Origin of the sequence: Anthropogastromicrobium aceti (assembly GCF_020687335.1) — a bacterium.
Classification (GTDB): Bacteria; Bacillota; Clostridia; order Lachnospirales; family Lachnospiraceae; genus Anthropogastromicrobium; species Anthropogastromicrobium aceti.
The window spans coordinates 1-17,690 of sequence record NZ_JAJEQN010000003.1 but is presented as its reverse complement, the minus strand read 5'-3'; the positions used below and the strand labels follow the sequence as shown (position 1 = coordinate 17,690).

At 40.4% G+C, this 17,690-nt stretch carries 12 protein-coding genes; 11 read left to right on the top strand and 1 reads right to left on the bottom strand.

Going from position 1 to position 17,690, the window contains the following annotated elements:
• Positions 1–8 precede the first annotated feature (8 nt).
• The 11 genes from LKD48_RS01535 to LKD48_RS01485 all read left to right on the top strand — a co-directional run bounded on the left by LKD48_RS01535 (position 9) and on the right by LKD48_RS01485 (position 16,464).
• Positions 9–5,498, top strand: coding sequence for a SpaA isopeptide-forming pilin-related protein (locus LKD48_RS01535; RefSeq protein ID WP_308730970.1), 5,490 nt, complete (start codon positions 9–11; stop codon positions 5,496–5,498).
• A gap of 127 nt (positions 5,499–5,625) precedes the next feature.
• Positions 5,626–7,137 (top strand): isopeptide-forming domain-containing fimbrial protein, encoded by a 1,512-nt coding sequence (locus LKD48_RS01530; protein ID WP_308730969.1) that lies wholly within the window; start codon positions 5,626–5,628, stop codon positions 7,135–7,137.
• A gap of 322 nt (positions 7,138–7,459) precedes the next feature.
• Entirely contained in the window at positions 7,460–8,290 is an 831-nt protein-coding gene (locus LKD48_RS01525; RefSeq protein ID WP_264466635.1) for a class C sortase, read from the top strand.
• Between the two features lie 20 nt (positions 8,291–8,310).
• On the top strand, positions 8,311–9,255 hold the full coding sequence (locus LKD48_RS01520) for a hypothetical protein (protein ID WP_308730968.1): 945 nt from the start codon (positions 8,311–8,313) through the stop codon (positions 9,253–9,255).
• Positions 9,256–9,452: 197 nt separating this feature from the next.
• Positions 9,453–10,733 carry an AAA family ATPase gene (locus LKD48_RS01515; protein WP_308730967.1) on the top strand — a complete coding sequence of 427 codons (1,281 nt, stop codon included), beginning with the start codon at positions 9,453–9,455 and terminating at the stop codon, positions 10,731–10,733.
• Between the two features lie 329 nt (positions 10,734–11,062).
• Positions 11,063–12,406, top strand: coding sequence for an AI-2E family transporter (locus LKD48_RS01510; protein WP_308730966.1), 1,344 nt, complete (start codon positions 11,063–11,065; stop codon positions 12,404–12,406).
• Positions 12,406–13,113 (top strand): ABC transporter ATP-binding protein, encoded by a 708-nt coding sequence (locus LKD48_RS01505; RefSeq protein ID WP_308730965.1) that lies wholly within the window; start codon positions 12,406–12,408, stop codon positions 13,111–13,113. Before LKD48_RS01510 ends, LKD48_RS01505 begins: the two co-directional genes overlap by 1 nt.
• Positions 13,114–13,132: 19 nt before the next feature.
• On the top strand, positions 13,133–13,909 hold the full coding sequence (locus tag LKD48_RS01500) for a hypothetical protein (protein WP_308730964.1): 777 nt from the start codon (positions 13,133–13,135) through the stop codon (positions 13,907–13,909).
• A 28-nt stretch (positions 13,910–13,937) separates the two neighbouring features.
• Entirely contained in the window at positions 13,938–15,515 is a 1,578-nt protein-coding gene (locus LKD48_RS01495) for a GGDEF domain-containing protein (RefSeq protein WP_308730963.1), read from the top strand.
• A complete protein-coding gene (gene nrdG, locus LKD48_RS01490) occupies positions 15,512–16,033 on the top strand; it encodes an anaerobic ribonucleoside-triphosphate reductase activating protein (RefSeq protein WP_262537366.1) in 522 nt (173 codons plus the stop codon). Before LKD48_RS01495 ends, nrdG begins: the two co-directional genes overlap by 4 nt.
• Positions 16,021–16,464: a restriction endonuclease gene (locus tag LKD48_RS01485; protein ID WP_308730962.1), complete on the top strand. Its 444-nt coding sequence runs from the start codon at positions 16,021–16,023 to the stop codon at positions 16,462–16,464. Before nrdG ends, LKD48_RS01485 begins: the two co-directional genes overlap by 13 nt.
• A gap of 36 nt (positions 16,465–16,500) precedes the next feature.
• Here LKD48_RS01485 and LKD48_RS01480 read toward each other — a convergent pair whose 3' ends face one another.
• A complete protein-coding gene (locus LKD48_RS01480; protein WP_308730961.1) occupies positions 16,501–17,292 on the bottom strand; it encodes an HAD hydrolase family protein in 792 nt (263 codons plus the stop codon).
• Between the last annotated feature and the right edge of the window lie 398 nt (positions 17,293–17,690).

The window sequence follows — 17,690 nt, the reverse complement described above, 5'->3', positions numbered from 1 at the left end:
CGTCTGTTTTGGAAAATCCGTTAAGAAAACAGATTCGTTCAATCATGAAGGATCACAAAAAGCGTCAGTTATGGTATCGTGTCGTAACCACACTAGCTGTTGTTGTTGTGTTTGTAACGACATATATGCTGATTCTGCCAGCTATAACGATGGAAAACAAAGCAGAGTGCGGTATCACAGAGCACAAACACGACGCAAACTGTTACAGCTCGCATTATGAAAAGGAGAAAGAGCTTGTCTGTACGACAGATTCACTAGGTGTACATAAGCATACAGATGCCTGCTACGATGCAGAGCATAAGCTGATCTGTGGTTATGCAGACTTTGTGATTCATGAGCATGACGCATCCTGCTACGACAAAGACGGCAATCTAGTATGCACCATTCCAGAGCATAAGCTGCATCAGCACACACCAGAGTGCTATCAGATGCAAAAGCAGCTAGTTTGCACTCAGGAAGAATCAGTTGGTCATACTCATACGCCTGAGTGCTACACAAAACAGCAGGGCGCATTAATCTGCGGCAAAGAAGAGCATACACACGGCGAAGGTTGCTACGATGCAGAAGGTAATTTAATCTGCACACTAGAAGAGCATACGCACAGTGACGAATGCTACGAGTGGAATGACGTACTGACTTGTACGATTCCAGAAAGCGCAGGTCACACACACAGCGAAGCCTGCTATCAGGACGTGCAGGTACTAATCTGTGAAGAGCCAGCAGAGCTTCATACCCACACAGCAGAGTGCTACAAAGACGGCGTACTCGCATGTGGAAAGCTAGAATTAAAAGAGCATAAGCATAGCGAAACATGTTTCACAGAAAAGCAGGTTCTCGTAGAGACATTAATCTGTGACAGAGTAGAGCATGTACATACAGACGAGTGCTACAAGGGCAGTGGTCAGAAAGAAGAGCAGTCGTCAGTGGTTAGCGAGGAAGTGACCAGTGAAGATGCTTCAACTGAGGAAAACTCCACAGAAGAAATCAGTTCTGAAGAGTTAAGTACAGAAGAAGTAAGTACAGAAGAAACAAGCTTAGAGGAAGCTTCAACAGAGGAAGCGAGCAACCAGATCGAAGAGGGTTCAAGTGAAGAAACAAGCCTTGAAGCATCAAGCGAAGACGAAACAGAAGTAGAGTCCGAAAGCGAGACAGAGGAAAGTTCTTCTATCGAAGCAGAGACAGAAGAAGAAAGCTCAGAGGAAGTAAGTACCGAGGAAGTAAGTACCGAAGAAGAGAGTTCTGAAGAGGAGAGCTTCGAAGAGACTTCTACTGAGGAAACATCTGAAGAAGAGCTGACGAGTGAAGAAGCATCTACAGAGGAAGAAACTTCAGAGGCGGAAGAGGAGAGTAGCGAGGAGGCTTCCACCGAGGAGGAGACATCAGAAGCAGAAACAGAAGAAGAGTTAGCATATGACTTGAACAACTGGAATCTGGAAATAGATGGACCGTTATTGACGGTAGAAAAGAATATGTCTTCATCGAATGTGAGAAGAATGAGAAAAGCTAGTAGAATAGCTACTCAGGCAACTACTACAGGTGTTGATTTTGGACCGCATATTACGGGAATTATTTTCTCAAAAATTCAGAATGGTTACTGGGTTCCAATTGGTGATGGAGAATCCGTAAAAGAAGGAGATCAGGTAAGATTTTATATTTCATATAATATCCCTGATGGAAAAGTAGATTCGAGTAATAAGAAAATTTATTATCAGTTACCAAGCGGAGTTAAGTTACGTAAGGAGGAAAATGGTTCCATTTACAGAAATGGTGTTGCTGTTGGAACATATACAATTTCTCCAGATGGATTAATTGAAATTGAGTTTGAAGATAGCTTTGTTGCCGATGGAAAACAATTTAATGGAAATGTTTGGTTTGAAGGAACCGTTTCTGCATCTGGAACAAATGATAAGGGCGAACTTGAATTTGGCGGTGAAGGTGGAACTCTAAAGATTGATAGACAAGAGGAAACTTCGCAGAATGATATTTCTCTTGAAAAGTCAGGTTCTGCAAGCAAAGATGGAAAATCTGTTGATTATACGATTACTGCATCTTCCAAAAAAGGAAGTGGTAGCCCAGTTACTATAGAGGATTATTTTAGAGCATCATCACCTGCGTCAGCAGAGTTTGATCCAAATAGTTTTAAAATTTATAAGACTGATGACTATGGAAATCAAACAGAAGTGACGGGGTATACGCCAACATTTAGTAAAACAAATGATGGATATCCAAAGTTTACATTGACAGATTTACCTGAGCTGAAAGCAGGAGAAAAGTATGTTGTAAAATATACAGCCAATGTTTCAGTTAAGGGATCAAATGACTGGGATGGATCAGCTACATTAAATAATGGAGCAAAAGTATCCATTAAAACGGATAGCAAGGAAACTTGGAATTCTGTTGAAATCTCAAAGGCAATGATCAGTAAGACTGGTGGTTATGATTCTGATAAAAATGAAATTAACTGGACAGTTACTTTGAATAAGGGCAGAAAGGATATTCAAGGATATACGTTCTCAGATAAACTTCCAGATGGAATTAGTTTTATCGGAACAGAATTTGATGTGGTTGATACTACCAATAATAATGCAGTTGTTGGTAAAGCTACAGTGAAAGCAGATGGAAGTATTGAATACACATTTGGAACTGACCAACCATATACAGGTGAATATCGAATAACTTATAAGACCACAGCTCCAGATAACAACGGAAAGGTTACGAATACAGGAACAATAGGAAAAGATGGTGATGGAAATAGTAGCACAGCAGAAGTAGGCGTTTCACATCGTGACTGGGGAGTTAGTAAAAGTTATAAGAGTGAGACTGATGTAGATGCTGGAAGCAAGAAATTAACATGGAATACAAATGTTACTCTTCCAGATACCACTTTGACAGAATTCGTTTATAAAGATACTTTTATAGATGCGAGTGACGGAAATACTGGAAAACATTATGGAATCGCTAATGAACTGCAGGCAGAAATCGAAAAGAATTTTAGCTTACAACTTAGTGATAATACGAAACTTCCATATGAAAATGATCAAGTAACAGTGGAAGTAACCTATTATGATGCAGATGAAAATAAGATCGCTTCAACAGATACAACGCAGAAGGTAAAATCCTTTGAAATAAAGGTAATACCGAAAACTGGTGTTGATGTTAAAGCAAAATATATGAATCTTGAATCTTATAGCACATATGCCGATATATCAGCAATGCAGCCAGGAACTTCATGGGTATTCAAGAATAAGGCAGAACTTCCAGAACATCATAAGGAATCTGAAGCGCAGCATACGATAAAGAAAGATAAAATTCTATCAAAGCAGAGTATTGCGAATATTGGAAGAGACTATAATACTCCGCAAAGTTCACTAGGTATAATTCAGATGCCTCAGTTCGTGGACGGAACTAAGGAATTTACATATGATAGTTTAAAAAATGAGTATATTTACTATCGTATACTTATTGATGCTGAGAGTGCAAATGATCAGTCGATAACATTAACTGATTATATACCGAATGGTATGGTTATTGATGAGAAATCAGTGGAAGGTTGGTACTACTTCGAAAAGGGAGAGAATTATCAACACAGAGTTGATTATCATAATTCAGCTGGTCAGCAGTGGTATGATTTTGCGGAAAATAAAAAGCCAATTGTTAGTATTCCACAAGACGGATCGTTGATGACAATTACGATACAAGACGGATATGCAACAGCAGCAAAGAATGGCGGAAAAACAGGATGGAAGTTGGCAATAACTTACCGCGCATCTATAAAGGATGAGTGGAAGGATCTCAATCTGACTGATAAGACATATGTTAATAAGGTTGAATGGGGATCGAATTCGGATTCACAGACAACTACAGTAACAAGACCAACTATTAAGGTTGAGAAAACAGCAGTAGTAGAGACTGAACAAGATGCTAAGGGTACTATAAGCGCATATTATGCGGCATATTCTGTTGTGATTAATCCGTCAGGTGCGAATATGAATCCATATGCAGATACATTATCGCTATCAGATACGTTAACTTTACCGCAAGGTGTAACAGCGTATTTGGATTTAGATAATACTGGATTGTATTATTATGATGCATCAAAAGCAGATTATAAAGGTACAGAACTTAGTTCAACCAGATATACATTACAGTATGATGAACAAAAGAATGTATTAAATTTGGTAGTGCCAGATGAAACTGCTTGTGTATTTGTTTACAGGTATCGTATTGAATGTGGAGCAGCGCATGCACCAGAAATAAGCAATAAGGTAAGACTATACGGAAAGTTTGAGTCATCGACAAGTACCATAATTCATAATCAAGGATCTGGTGCATCTGTTGATAAGGGATCATTGAAGATTTATAAAGTCGATAGTGATGATTATACAAATCTTCTTGCTGGAGCTGAATTTGAAATTGAAAAATATGATTCACAATCAAAGATATGGAGTCGTGTGAGTGATGACAATCATCCAGATGGAAAGTATATTTCAAATGCGAAGGGAGAAGTTGAACTTCCGAAAGAATTTGTACAAGAAACATTGTATAGATTGAAGGAAACAAAAGCACCGTCAGGTTATAGTAAGTTGGCCAAAGAAATCTACTTTGTGTTTATGAAGTACGATAAGAATACTACGATTACGAATATGGGTAGTATCTTTTCAGCAGCTAGCGTAAGCACAGATAAGATTAAATTCTATGAGACTACGAATAAAGATGCCATCTTGTATGTTCCAAACGACAATACAGAAATTACAGTAAAAAAGGTTTGGGAAAACAAGGATGGATCAATATTGGTAAATCCACCGACAAACAGCATTCTAGTTACAGTCTATAGGCAGAAGCAACAGCTGGCAAAATGGACGGTAACGATTAATAAAGATGGACAGCGTACACCATATGAAGTTGCAAAAGGAAGTCATTTTATAATATCGTTTCCGTCGTGGGGAATTGCAAATTATACAGACGAAACAAAAGAAAAGTTTGTACAAATGCCAGATGGTACTTATCAGTTGCGAATAGAGCAAGTAAATAGTGATATGGAAATTGACCTAAAAACTAATGGAAGCTGGACAGCAGATATTGGAACTCCAGATTTTGATTTACCACAGGCATATGAGCCAGTTTCTGGTAGCGGAGAAGTAGCTGTTACAGAAGGTGGTACAAAGCTAGAAAATGTAGCATTGAGAGCAGCTAACAATTGGACAGTTTCTTGGTCAGATCTTCCTAAAGCCGATAGTGAAAACGCACCATACTACTATATTGTAAAAGAAACTGTAACAATACCAGGTTATAGGACTACATATCTTAATAACGGTGGTATCCAAACTGGTATCATCTACATTACAAACCAGAAAGAGGAGGAACAATCAATCACCCTCCCAGAAACCGGTGGAACCGGTACCTATTGGTATACCATGGGCGGCGTGCTCCTAATAGCAGGGGCAGCGTTCCTAATATATAAAAAACACATGCAGAAAGGAGGCAAGAGGATTTGGTAACAAATTCTCTAAACTCCCCAAGCATGGGGAACCCTCAATATACGCAATTCCTACGCATTATTCAGAGGGAGGGCACAGCCCAAAAACAAAAAAGGATAGAATAGAAAAGAAAGCGAGGAAGTAAAATATGAAGAAAATGAAAAAAGTCATGGCTCTGTTACTCAGTTTAGTCATGGTACTTGCAATGAGCGTAGTAGCATTTGCAGGAGAAGCAGGTAGTTCGGCAGCAGCAACGAGTGGTACTTACACAATTACAGCACCGGCAGGTTCTCATAAGTATGAGATCTATCAGATCTTTACGGGTGATTTGGCAGGAACAGTACTCTCCAACTTAAAGTGGGGTGTAAATGGTAGTGGAACATTAGGTGAGGCTGTTAGCCAGGATGTTATTAATAAACTTACTGCGGTAAATACTAAGTCTGATACTGAGAAATTGGAAGTAATTAAGAAGTATGCAAAATTATCAAATCCAGTAGATACAATTACAAAGGGTGCAACTTATACAGCAGATGCAGGCTATTATCTGATCAAGGATCAGGATGATTCTTTAGCAGGTGAGGAAGGCGAGTCCTATACTCTTTACATCGTAGAGGTTGTTGGTAATGTTACTATTTCTCCAAAGAGCGCTGTTCCGTCCTTCGAGAAGAAAATCAAAGATACCAATGATACTACAGGCGTAACTTCTGACTGGCAGGATTCTGCTGATTATGATATCGGCGATCGCATTCCATTTCAGTTAAAAGGTACAGTAGCAGATAATTATGACAAGTACGATAAGTATTACTTTGCGTTCCATGATGTTGAAGAGGAAGGTCTTGCATTTGATGAGAGTACCGTTGTAGTTAAAGTTGATGGTAATGTGATTACCAGTGGCTATTCAGTAGTAGATGGCTCTGAAACAGGTAAGAATGTAGAAAAATGTACTTTTGAAGTAAAGTTTACTGATTTAAAGCAGATTTCAGGAGTTCATGCAGGTTCAGTCATTACTGTTGAATACGAATCAGTTTTAACTAAGGACGCTGTTTTGGGTGAGCATGGAAATGTCAATAAGGCAAAGTTACAGTTCTCCAATAATCCAAATGATTCTCAGGGTGGAGAAAATGGTCCGACAGGTGAGACACCGTGGGACAATGTTATCGTATTTACATACAAAGTAGAAATTAACAAGGTAAATGAAAACTCACAGCCATTGTCTGGAGCAGAATTTACACTTTCTAAGAAGCTTGTAGATGGAACAACAAAAGATATTACTGTAGTAAAGAATACTGCTGGAACTTCCTTTACATTTAGTGGTTTGGATGATGGTGAGTATATCCTTACTGAGACCAAAACTCCAAGTAGATACAATACCATTTCCCCGATCACCTTCATAGTAACCGCTGACCATGATATTACATGGGAAAAACAGAATCGTGACGCTGTTTTAACAAAAATGTCAGGAAATAAGGTAAACGGTGAGATTGACCTTACAGCAAATAAGGCAGAAGGTTCTCTGAGTGCTGATGTAGTCAACAAGTCTGGTTCAACCCTTCCAACCACCGGTGGCATGGGTACCACAATCTTCTACGTTGTTGGTTCTATCCTTGTTCTTGGCGCAGCAATCCTTCTGATCACCAAGAAGCGCATGAGCGCACGCTAATTGTTTTGTCAGCACGATTGATTCGTTAATAATTAATCAGTTAAACAGAGCAAAAAAGTTATTTGTGCGAGAGATGACTATCATTACGTAAACGGTAGCTGAGGCGACTGGACTTTACGAGGCGACGCCGTAAAAGCGTGCGCACGAAATAAACTTACGTTGCTAGTAAGTAGTGGGCACGCTGATCAGGCTCGCCGACAAAGCCATCGCCGAGGCTCCTTCGTAGAACATCCGGGTAACACAAAGATAACACAAAGAAACAAACTAGGTTGCAATCGGATGCCTCTCTTGAGGCATCCGGATACAACCGTGAGGAGAGCTTATGAAGTGGATCAAAAAAAATATGACTACCATCTTATTACTCTTGATTCTCTTGGTAGGTCTGTCCTTACTGCTGTATCCGACCGTCAGCGATTATTGGAACTCGCTGCATCAGTCGAGAGCAATTGCCACATATGCACAGGCAGTTGCTGAAGTAGATGATAAGCAGTATGAGCACATGTGGGATGATGCTTACGAATATAACGAACAGCTCAAAAGTAAGTCAAACCGCTGGATCATGACAGACGAAGAGCGAGAAGAATATGAATCACTGTTAGATGTCAGTGACAACGGAATCTTGGGATACATAGAAATTCCAAAGATCAAGGTTTCGCTTCCAATCTATCATGGTACAGACGAAGGTATCCTTCAGATTGCAGTTGGTCATATCGAAGGCTCATCGCTTCCAGTTGGAGGACCGGGAACACATGCCGTATTATCAGGACACAGAGGTTTGCCCTCTGCTAAGCTTTTTACCAATTTGGATGAGTTGGTAGTAGGCGATGAATTTTTAATTCGTGTTCTGGATGAAACATTGACATATGAGGTAGATCAGATTCGGATTGTAGAACCGGATGATCTGTCAGATCTGGAGATTGAAGAAGACAAAGACCTGTGTACACTGGTCACTTGTACACCATATGGAATCAATACGCATCGTCTTCTAGTTAGAGGACACCGCGTAGAGACAAAGGCAAGCGCAAGTGCCATTCGCGTAACAGCGGATGCGATTCAGATAGAACCAAAGTTGGTTGCACCAGCCGTAGCAGTGCCGATTCTAGTAGTGCTGTTGATCTGGGTTCTCTTGCATAGCCGCAAGAGAAAGCGATAATAGGAAGGAGACAAGAGGGTATGAAAAGTATGAAAGTAAAGCGATATTTGCAAGGCCTGTTATTGATAATATGTCTGCTGGTAACATCATGCGCACAGATTATAGCAGTCAATGCAGACGAGCAGGATGTTTCATTGGAGATTACATTGGAAGATGAATCCACTCCTATGGAGGGTGTCATCTTCAGCATGTATCAGATCACAGACGGCATCACGGCACCAGACGGACAGTCATTAAAGTTTATGCCTGATTTCGAAGATTGTGGTTATAAGACAGATGTGAAGACTGCAAAAGAGCTGGTTGCACTGAGTAGACGCTTAAAGATCTGGATAGATGAGAACGACATTCAGCCGACCTATACACTGGCAACAGATGTGACAGGACGCTGCAGTATTTCTTCTATTCCATTTGGTATGTACCTGATTGTTCCAAGTTCCTATGATGATTATGGCCCAGTAGTTATGTCACTTGTATTTCTTCCGGGACGCGATGCAAACGGTGATTTGATCTACCAAAACCGCATTATTCCAAAGCATTCCATTCCAGAAGAAGATGAGCCGGACGGACCAACCAATCCGCACGAGAGTAATTCAACGACACCAGAAGAGACAAGTCCAGAAGAAACAACTTCAGACGAGAGTACGTCGACTGATGAAGAGACAACACCGTCCGAGCCAACAAGCCCAGCGGAGTCAACGACGCCGTCAGAGAGCAGAACACCGGAAGAAGAGTCGAATCCATATCAGCCAACGACTCCGGCAGCACCAACGACACCAAGTCAGACAACACCAACTACAGCACCACAAACCACAGCACCGCAGCCCACCACACCGCCAGAATCACCAAGACGTATCCTCGGTATCGAAGATCCAACAGGACGCATCGGTATGATGATGATCACAGCAGGCGTAGGACTAATGGCAATCGCAATTGTGCTGATAGTAAGAAGAGAACTGAAAAAATAAAATTTGTGACAAAAGTTAAATATAGGTTTTTCATTGACCGTCCACTATATAGTAGTGGGCGGTTAATTTTCTGTTCAGATTGAATTGTGAATCCAATGACAACCTGTCCAAAATATGGTATGATATTGATAAGGAAATGATCTTTAAAACGATGGTGTGAACGAAGGGCTGATAGGCAGGAAGGATAGGTGCACGATATGGAAAGAAAAACAACGGAGCCGATTGGCATGAAGATTCGGCAGGCAAGGCTGCCTGTTGGCATTGATCAGTTTGAAAAACTGCGTGAGGGTGGATATTATTATGTGGACAAAACGGAGCTAATTGAGCAAGTGATTGAAGAGGGATGTGAGGTAACATTGTTTACTCGTCCACGCCGTTTTGGAAAAACATTGAATATGAGTATGCTTCAATATTTTTTCGAGATTGGAATGGATCCAACACTTTTTGACGGACTTTATATTGCGCAAAATAAAGATCTATGCGATGCCTATATGGGAAGGTATCCAGTAGTTTCGATCAGCTTAAAGGGAGTGGATGCGGATTCGTATGAAAAGGCACGGGCACAGCTGATCCGCATTATCAATAAAGAGGCACGAAGACATCGTGCCTTGTTGGAAGATGAAAAAATGGATGCAATTGATAGAGAGCTTTTTGTGCAGTTCTTGGATCGTCAGATGGAGGACGATACTATTACAAGCAGTCTTCAGGAGCTTACGGAATTGCTGGAAATCCATTTTTCTCAAAAGGTCGTGGTGCTGATTGACGAGTATGATGTGCCATTGGCAAAGGCTTATGAAAATGGATATTATGATGATATGGTATTGCTGCTTCGAAATATGTTTGGCAATGTTCTTAAGTCAAATGACAGTTTGGCTTTTGCTGTGCTGACCGGGTGTCTTAGAATTGCGAAAGAGAGTATTTTTACTGGACTGAACAACTTTAAGGTTTATTCGATTACAGATCAGGAATTTGATGAGACTTTTGGTTTTACAGATGCAGAAGTAAAGGCGATGCTGCAATACTATGGATTACAAGATTACTTTAGTGTGGTTAGGGAGTGGTATGACGGCTATCGTTTTGGTAAAGCTGATGTCTATTGTCCGTGGGATGTAGTGAATTACTGCAGTGATCACCGGAAAAATCCAGATGTTGAGATGAAAAATTATTGGATGAATACGAGCGGAAATGAAGTCATTCGCCATTTTGTTAACAGTATGAAGGAACCGCATATGCTGACAAAAAGTGAGCTGGAGATGTTGGTGAGCGGCGATACTGTGACAAAACGGGTGGACGAGATGATCACATATAAGGAACTATATGCCAGCATGGACAACCTTTGGAGTACGCTATTTATGACGGGATACCTGACACAGCGAGGATACCTTGGAAACGGATACTATCGCCTTGCCGTGCCAAACCGTGAGATCTGCAGCATTATTATTGATAGGGTGCTGGTACTGTTTCGCGAGGAAGCATAAAAAGTGCTGCGTACTCGCTCAAAGCTAAAGTCGTGAGTTTTCAAGGGGAGACAGTTACGGTTCACGGATAAGACAATATTTATGGCAAAGCCCGAAGGTGAATGGATTTCACGAGGCGGACACTTGAAGCAGGTCTTTCAAAGTAATGTTTGATAAGAAAAAATGTAAAAGGAACCTGCGGAGTTTGGTCCGCCGACGAAACCATTGCACCGTAGGGCTTTCGTAACATATCCCGTGAACTGTAACGGCTCCCACATACCCTCCAGCTTTGCTTGACTTTGCGCATGTAAAAGTGTACAATAACAGCAGAAAATTTGGAGGTGAATTTAGTGCTTAGAAAGAAGGAAGATGAGAAATACTTTAAAATCGCTGTCACGGGAGTAGCCATCCTGCTGATCGGGATGGTCTGCTTCTTTTTGTTTTATCGAATCCGCGGATTTGGCGCCTTTTTTCATGATCTGATAGGCATTTTGGAGCCATTTATCTATGGCTTTGTTATTGCCTATGTGCTTAGGCCGACATGTCGCTGGTGGGAGAAGGAATTAAGGAAGCTTTTAGTGCGTGCCCATGTAAAACATGCGCAGGGAATTGCATCTGCACTGGCAATCACATTTTGCGAGCTTTTAACACTTACTATTGTAACTGCATTATTTATGCTTGTAATTCCTCAGGTGATAACAAGTATATTGTCGCTTGTAAGTGTGCTGCCAGATCAGCTTGACAACAGCAATAAGTGGCTTCACGATATGTTAGAAAAATATCCGACTATGCAGCAAAGCTGGGATGGTTTATATGCAGAGCTGTCCACACGTCTGCGTGAATGGTTAAAGACAGATTTAACACCGATGCTTCAGACGATAATCAATGGTCTTAGCAATCAGGTAGTAAATATTGTTGGTTTCTTAAAAAATGCATTTTTAGGATTGATCGTTTCTATCTATCTGCTTGCAGGACGAAAACGTTTTCTTGCGCAGGGCAGACTGATTCTTTACGGTGTTTTTAAGGAAAAATGGGCAAGACTGATTGAGGATGAAATCATTTATGCCGATAAGATGTTTAGCGGCTTTTTAATGGGTAAGCTTGTTGATTCATTGATTATTGGAGTGATCTGTTTTATTGGAACGTATATGATGGGAATTAAGTCAGCACTTCTTGTCAGTGTTGTTGTCGGTGTGACAAATATAATTCCATTTTTCGGACCGTACATTGGTGCAGTTCCATCAACTCTTTGGCTGCTTCTGGAAAATCCGCTTCATGCATTTTATTTTTTGATCTTTGTTATTGTGCTTCAGCAGATTGACGGAAATATTATTGGACCGAAGATTCTTGGTAATTCCACAGGCTTGTCTAGCTTTTGGGTATTGTTTTCTATCTTGTTCTTTGGCGGACTTTGGGGCTTTGTCGGCATGATTATCGGCGTACCGTTCTTTGCAGTTATCTATGATGTTATCACAAGACTTGTAATGAGAGGACTTCGCTATAATCAAAGAGACGATATGTTAATGGCATATGATGAGCAATATGTCAAAAAGTCAAAAATAACGCCGCGGCAGGAAAAGCTTTGGTCAGAGGAAGAAAAGCAGGAACTGACACAGGAAAAAACAGAGCAAAAAGAACAGCCAGAAAGTGTTATAAATGAAGGCGAGTCAGACGAGGACAGAAAGGAACTTTAATGGCAACAATACTTGAATGCAGTGAGCTGACGAAAAAATATGGTTCACACAGAGCGGTAGATAATTTGAATCTGCAGATTGAACGTGGTCGTGTCTATGCGCTGCTTGGTCCAAATGGAAGCGGAAAGAGTACGTTTATGAAGATGGCGGCAGGGCTGATTCATCCAAGCAGCGGCAAGATTTTATTTGAGGGGGAGTCAGTTGGTAAAAATAGTAAGGCAAAGACAGTCTATATGCCGACAGAATCGTATTTTTACTCATATATGACATGGAAGGATGCCGGTCATTATTTTGCAGACTTTTATGAAGATTTTCAGCCGCAGGTATATGAACAGCTATTGTCAGCATTTTCATTGGAACCTAAAATGAAGATTTCAAAGATGTCTTCTGGTATGATGGCAAAGGGTAAGGCAGCGCTCGCACTTTCGCGTGATGCAAGTCTTATTATGCTTGATGAGCCGCTAAATGGCATTGACATTATTGCGAGAGATCAGATTTTGGAAACGATTCAAAAGTATTGCTCTCCAACGAAAACGTTTCTTGTGTCAAGTCATCTTGTCGATGACTTAGAGCGCATGACAGATGATGCTATATTTATGAAAAATGGTGGTCTTGTCATGTGTGGCAAGGTGGATGAGCTGACAAAACATCACGGAAAAACAATGACAGAGCTTTACAAAGAAGTTTATAGCGACTGTGTGATGTGATCATTTGGAGGACAGAAAAATGTTTCGTTTATCAAAGTATGAGCTTCGCAAAAATAGAACGGCACTATTTGTTTTGCTTGCAGGACTGGCAGCGCTGCAGATTTGCTTTTTGATTGCACTTCGCGGAAAGACGCAGGACTATGCAATCATATGGTCAACTATTCTTGTTTTGTATGCAGTAGTGTGCTATTTTGCCGTGTTTATTTTTGCAATTACTAATTATTATAGGGAAATTAATTCAAAGACAAGCTATCTTGTGTTTATGACGCCTGTGAGCGCTCTTTCCATAATATTGTCAAAGATGCTGACTGTTCTTGTGCTTGGAGTGATACTTGCGGCAGCGCTTGGTGCACTGGGATGGCTTGATTTTTCACTGTTTTTAAATCAATATTCCGTGTATAAAAGCATGGGTGAGGTGATTTCAGAGGTAATGAAAAACTTTGGAATTGATACAGCACAAGTAGCATCAATGGCATTGTTTGGTATTATTACGTTTTTGCTTTCTGTGTTTTCTACAGTGGCTATGCTTTATCTTTGCATTACACTGGCGGCAACACTTTTGCAAAACAGCAGATTGAAGCTTGTTGTTACGATTGCGCTTTTTGTGGCTGGCATATATGCAGAGTCAAAGATTCAAGGCGTAATTACAGATCTGCATCCGATGGTATATCGTGATACAGTTGATTTGATTTATCTTTTGCAGCAGTCGTGGCCATATGCACTTGCTAATCTGGTTGAGCTGGCACTTTTTATGATTCTTACAACGTGGCTTTTGGAGAAAAAGCTGTCGCTGTAACAGGTGTTAGATAGGCAGCTGTATTTTTATGGGGAAAGATGAAATGGTTGATGTAGAAGAGTTAATGAGTAAAATTAAATCTGGTGTCTGGAGTACACAGGATGCATTTGATTGTATAAAGGATTTAGAGCAGGAGTATCTGCAGAGCAGTAAGACAAAAGAGTGGCGTGAAGATTATAGTCTTGCCGCATATTTTACCAGCTATGGTATCTTTGCCTGCAGCTACCGCGAGTGTGTATTTCCTATGATTGAACTTTGCCAGAAGCTGTTGGAGGACTGTCCTAATTCGGCAGATCAGGCATTGTATTATCTGGCGCTTATGCGTCTTTATTTCGTAACTGGTTTTCAGCCTAAAATTGTGGAATATGGACTTAAATATGTGGAGACTGGCTATGCAGACAGAATGAATTTAAAATCTACCTATAATAGTATTGTAGTTGCTTTTACAGAGAATGATCTGTTTGAAGAGGCATTATATTATCTGGAAAAAATGATTGACGTTACAAGAAAAGATCCGGCAGCAGAAGGGGTGGATTTTTGGAATAGTGATACTATTAATGAAATTGTGTACCTTGACAGTCTTGTATATATTAAAATTGGACTCGGACAGCTTGATGATGCAGCTGATGCGGCGAAGGGCTTAGAGGAACTAATTAAAACGAAGGTGCCTGATGATCAGAAATCATTTTTTGACATTCAAAAAGAGTTTACCTGTCTTTATCTGCAATTGTATATGCAGCCGCAGTCAGAAGAAGTGGCAGATGAGTTTGTTCATTATATTCATAATCTGCAGTCATCAGGGTTAGCACAGAGCGGAATTTCATTTTGTATCAGATATTTTGCAGAATTTATGAAGCTTCTTCTTTTAAAGAATCGTTTTCAGGATGTAATTGAAATTGGAAAATTTCTTGCTAAATCAGAACTGTTTACTGGAAGTACAAGTATGATCTACAGCCTTATGATGAAGGCATCTGAGCAAATGCAAAATTCCAGACATCCTAGTGAGTATGAGCAGATTAGCAAGCGCTATATTGAGGTGTTAGAGCAGGAACAGAATAATTATAATGCTATGGTGCGTTCTTTGACGCAGGAAGAGCTTCGTCTTATGCGTCTTAGAAAGACGATGGCAAGAGATTCACTTACGGGCTGTCGTAATCGCGCTACATTTGAGATTGAGGGAGTGCGTTATCTTAGCGATCACGCAGAGGGATGTCTTGTATTTATTGATTTGGATTTCTTAAAGGAAGTAAATGATAAGTATGGTCATGAAAGTGGAGATCAATATCTGCTTCAATTTGCTAAGATGATGAAAAACGCATTGAGCCACAATGAGTTTTTGTACAGATATGCAGGTGATGAATTTATTGTGCTGTCTAACCGCAGTAAACTTAAAATAGAAATGATGCTTGATGAGCTTTTAAGGAAGAATCCGATTGTGTTTATGCTGCAGGAAGAAGCGCGCCACATCAGCTTTTCATACGGAGTGGTAGAATTTGGTGAAATGCCGGGCGATATTTATACGATGATTCGTGAGGCAGATCACAGAATGTACCAGTGCAAGACAAAAAATCATAGTCGGCTGCAGAAGAAGGAGAACACAATATGAATTATGCAGAAATTAAGGAATATGACATTGCCAATGGTCCAGGTGTGCGCATGACGCTTTTTGTGAGCGGATGCCGTCATCACTGCAAAAATTGTTTTAATGAGATTGCGTGGGATTTTAATTATGGCAATTTATTTGATGAAACAGTGGAGGATGCGCTTGTAGAGAAACTAAACAGCAGCGTTGTTAGAGGACTTACACTGCTTGGAGGAGAGCCGCTTGATCCATCTAATCAGCCGGGAGTGTTAAAATTGCTTCGAAAGGTTAAAAAGCAGTGTCCCGGTAAGGATATTTGGTGTTATACTGGTTATGTGTGGGAAAAGGACGTTTGCGGATGGATGAGCGAGCAATGTCCTGAAACAAAGGAAATTTTATCGCTGATTGATGTTTGCGTGGATGGTCCATTTATTGAGGCACGCAAAAATATTTCACTTCAGTTTCGTGGTTCAGAGAACCAGCGCTTGATTGATGTTTCGAAAACACTTCAGACAGGAGAAGTTGTTTTGTGGACAGAATAAAAATAGAATATATTTACTTGGCAGCGATTATTGCTGCATTTGTTGCAGTACTTATAATTGGATTTTTTCTGCGCTGGAAATTTCGCAAATATCAGCCAGTTCAGGATGGATTGGAATTTGAAGTATTGTGTACGCAGATTTTAACGGCTAAAGGATATGAGAATGTAGAACTGACACCAACAACAGGAGATTATGGCGTTGATATATTTGCAGAAAAGGATGGAGTGCGCTGGGCATTTCAGTGCAAATATTATACTAATCCAGTTGGGGTGCGCGCTGTGCAGGAAATTTATAGCGGACGCGATTTTTATCATTGCATGGTAGGTGTTGTTATGACGAACAGCCGCTTTACGAAGAATGCGGTGACGCTTGCAAATGAGCTGAACATTCTTCTTTGGGATGGAAACATGCTTGATAAATTGCTTCTTTAAAAGATCAGCCCGGAAGTTTTTGCTTCCGGGCTTTTATCATGGGATAAGATTGTAGTGTACCAGTGCATTTTCAATTCCGTCATCGAGAATATCAGTTGTGACATATTCAACGTGAGAGCGAAGAGAAGGAGTTCCGTTGCCCATTAAAATACTGTGCTGTACATAATCAAGCATTGGAAGATCATTCATGGAATCGCCAATTACATAGCAGTCATCTAGTGACAGTCCGAAGCGGTCTGCGAGAAACTGAATGCCAGTTGCCTTGCTGTAGGCATGCATACAAAATTCACCGAATCCGCCGCCTCGATTAATGTAAGTAAACCATGGAGATACTGCCTTTACAAAGGAAGCAGTGTCGCTTTCTGGCGTTTCCCAGGTAACAAATTTGTTAAAGCATTTATTTGGAATATCTACATTCTCTCTGTGGTTTGGGAAGCGGTCATAGAGAGATTGTCTGGAAGCATTCATAGGTATGGACAGATCAAAATAAAAATAATCTGGTCCCTCAAGCAAAAGCTCCATATGATAACGGCGGGCTGCATCAATAACAGCAGCATGCGCCTCATAAGGAACTGTAGCAGTAAGAAGGTGTTTGCCACGGTATAAGATATGAGCACCGCAGGCGCATACATAGCCATCAAAGCCAATACGAAGAATGTATGGCTGCTCAATTACATTAAATAAGGTACGTCCGGAATTAATAAATGCCAGATGACCGCGGCGGCGAAGTTCCTGAATTGCATAGACAGTGCTCTCCGGGAGTGTTTGATTGCCATCTTCAGTAATCAGCGTGCCGTCAATATCAAAGAAAACTATTTTTTGCTTCATAATAAAAATCCTTTCATTTGAAATGCGAAAAAAGAATGCCTGCATTCTAGGGGAAATTATAAATTGTTTGTCGAAAAAAAACAAGAAGAATTTTGAAAAAAAGAAAAAAAGTGGTTGACAATTGGCGAAAGGAGTGGTATTATATTCAACGTTGCAGCAAACAACGGCAACACAACAATGACAACTTAGAAACAATTTGAGAAATTTTACGAATATAGAAATAATTTCTTGAAAAGAAACAAAAAAGTTGAAAAAGTGCTTGACAAACGCAAGCGACTGTGATATATTAGATGAGCTGTCACTGAGATGGCAAAGAAAAATCACAAAGAACCTTGATAATTGAACAGTATAACCAACCCTGAAGATTTCTTAAAAAGCCAGATTGCGAAAGCAGTCAG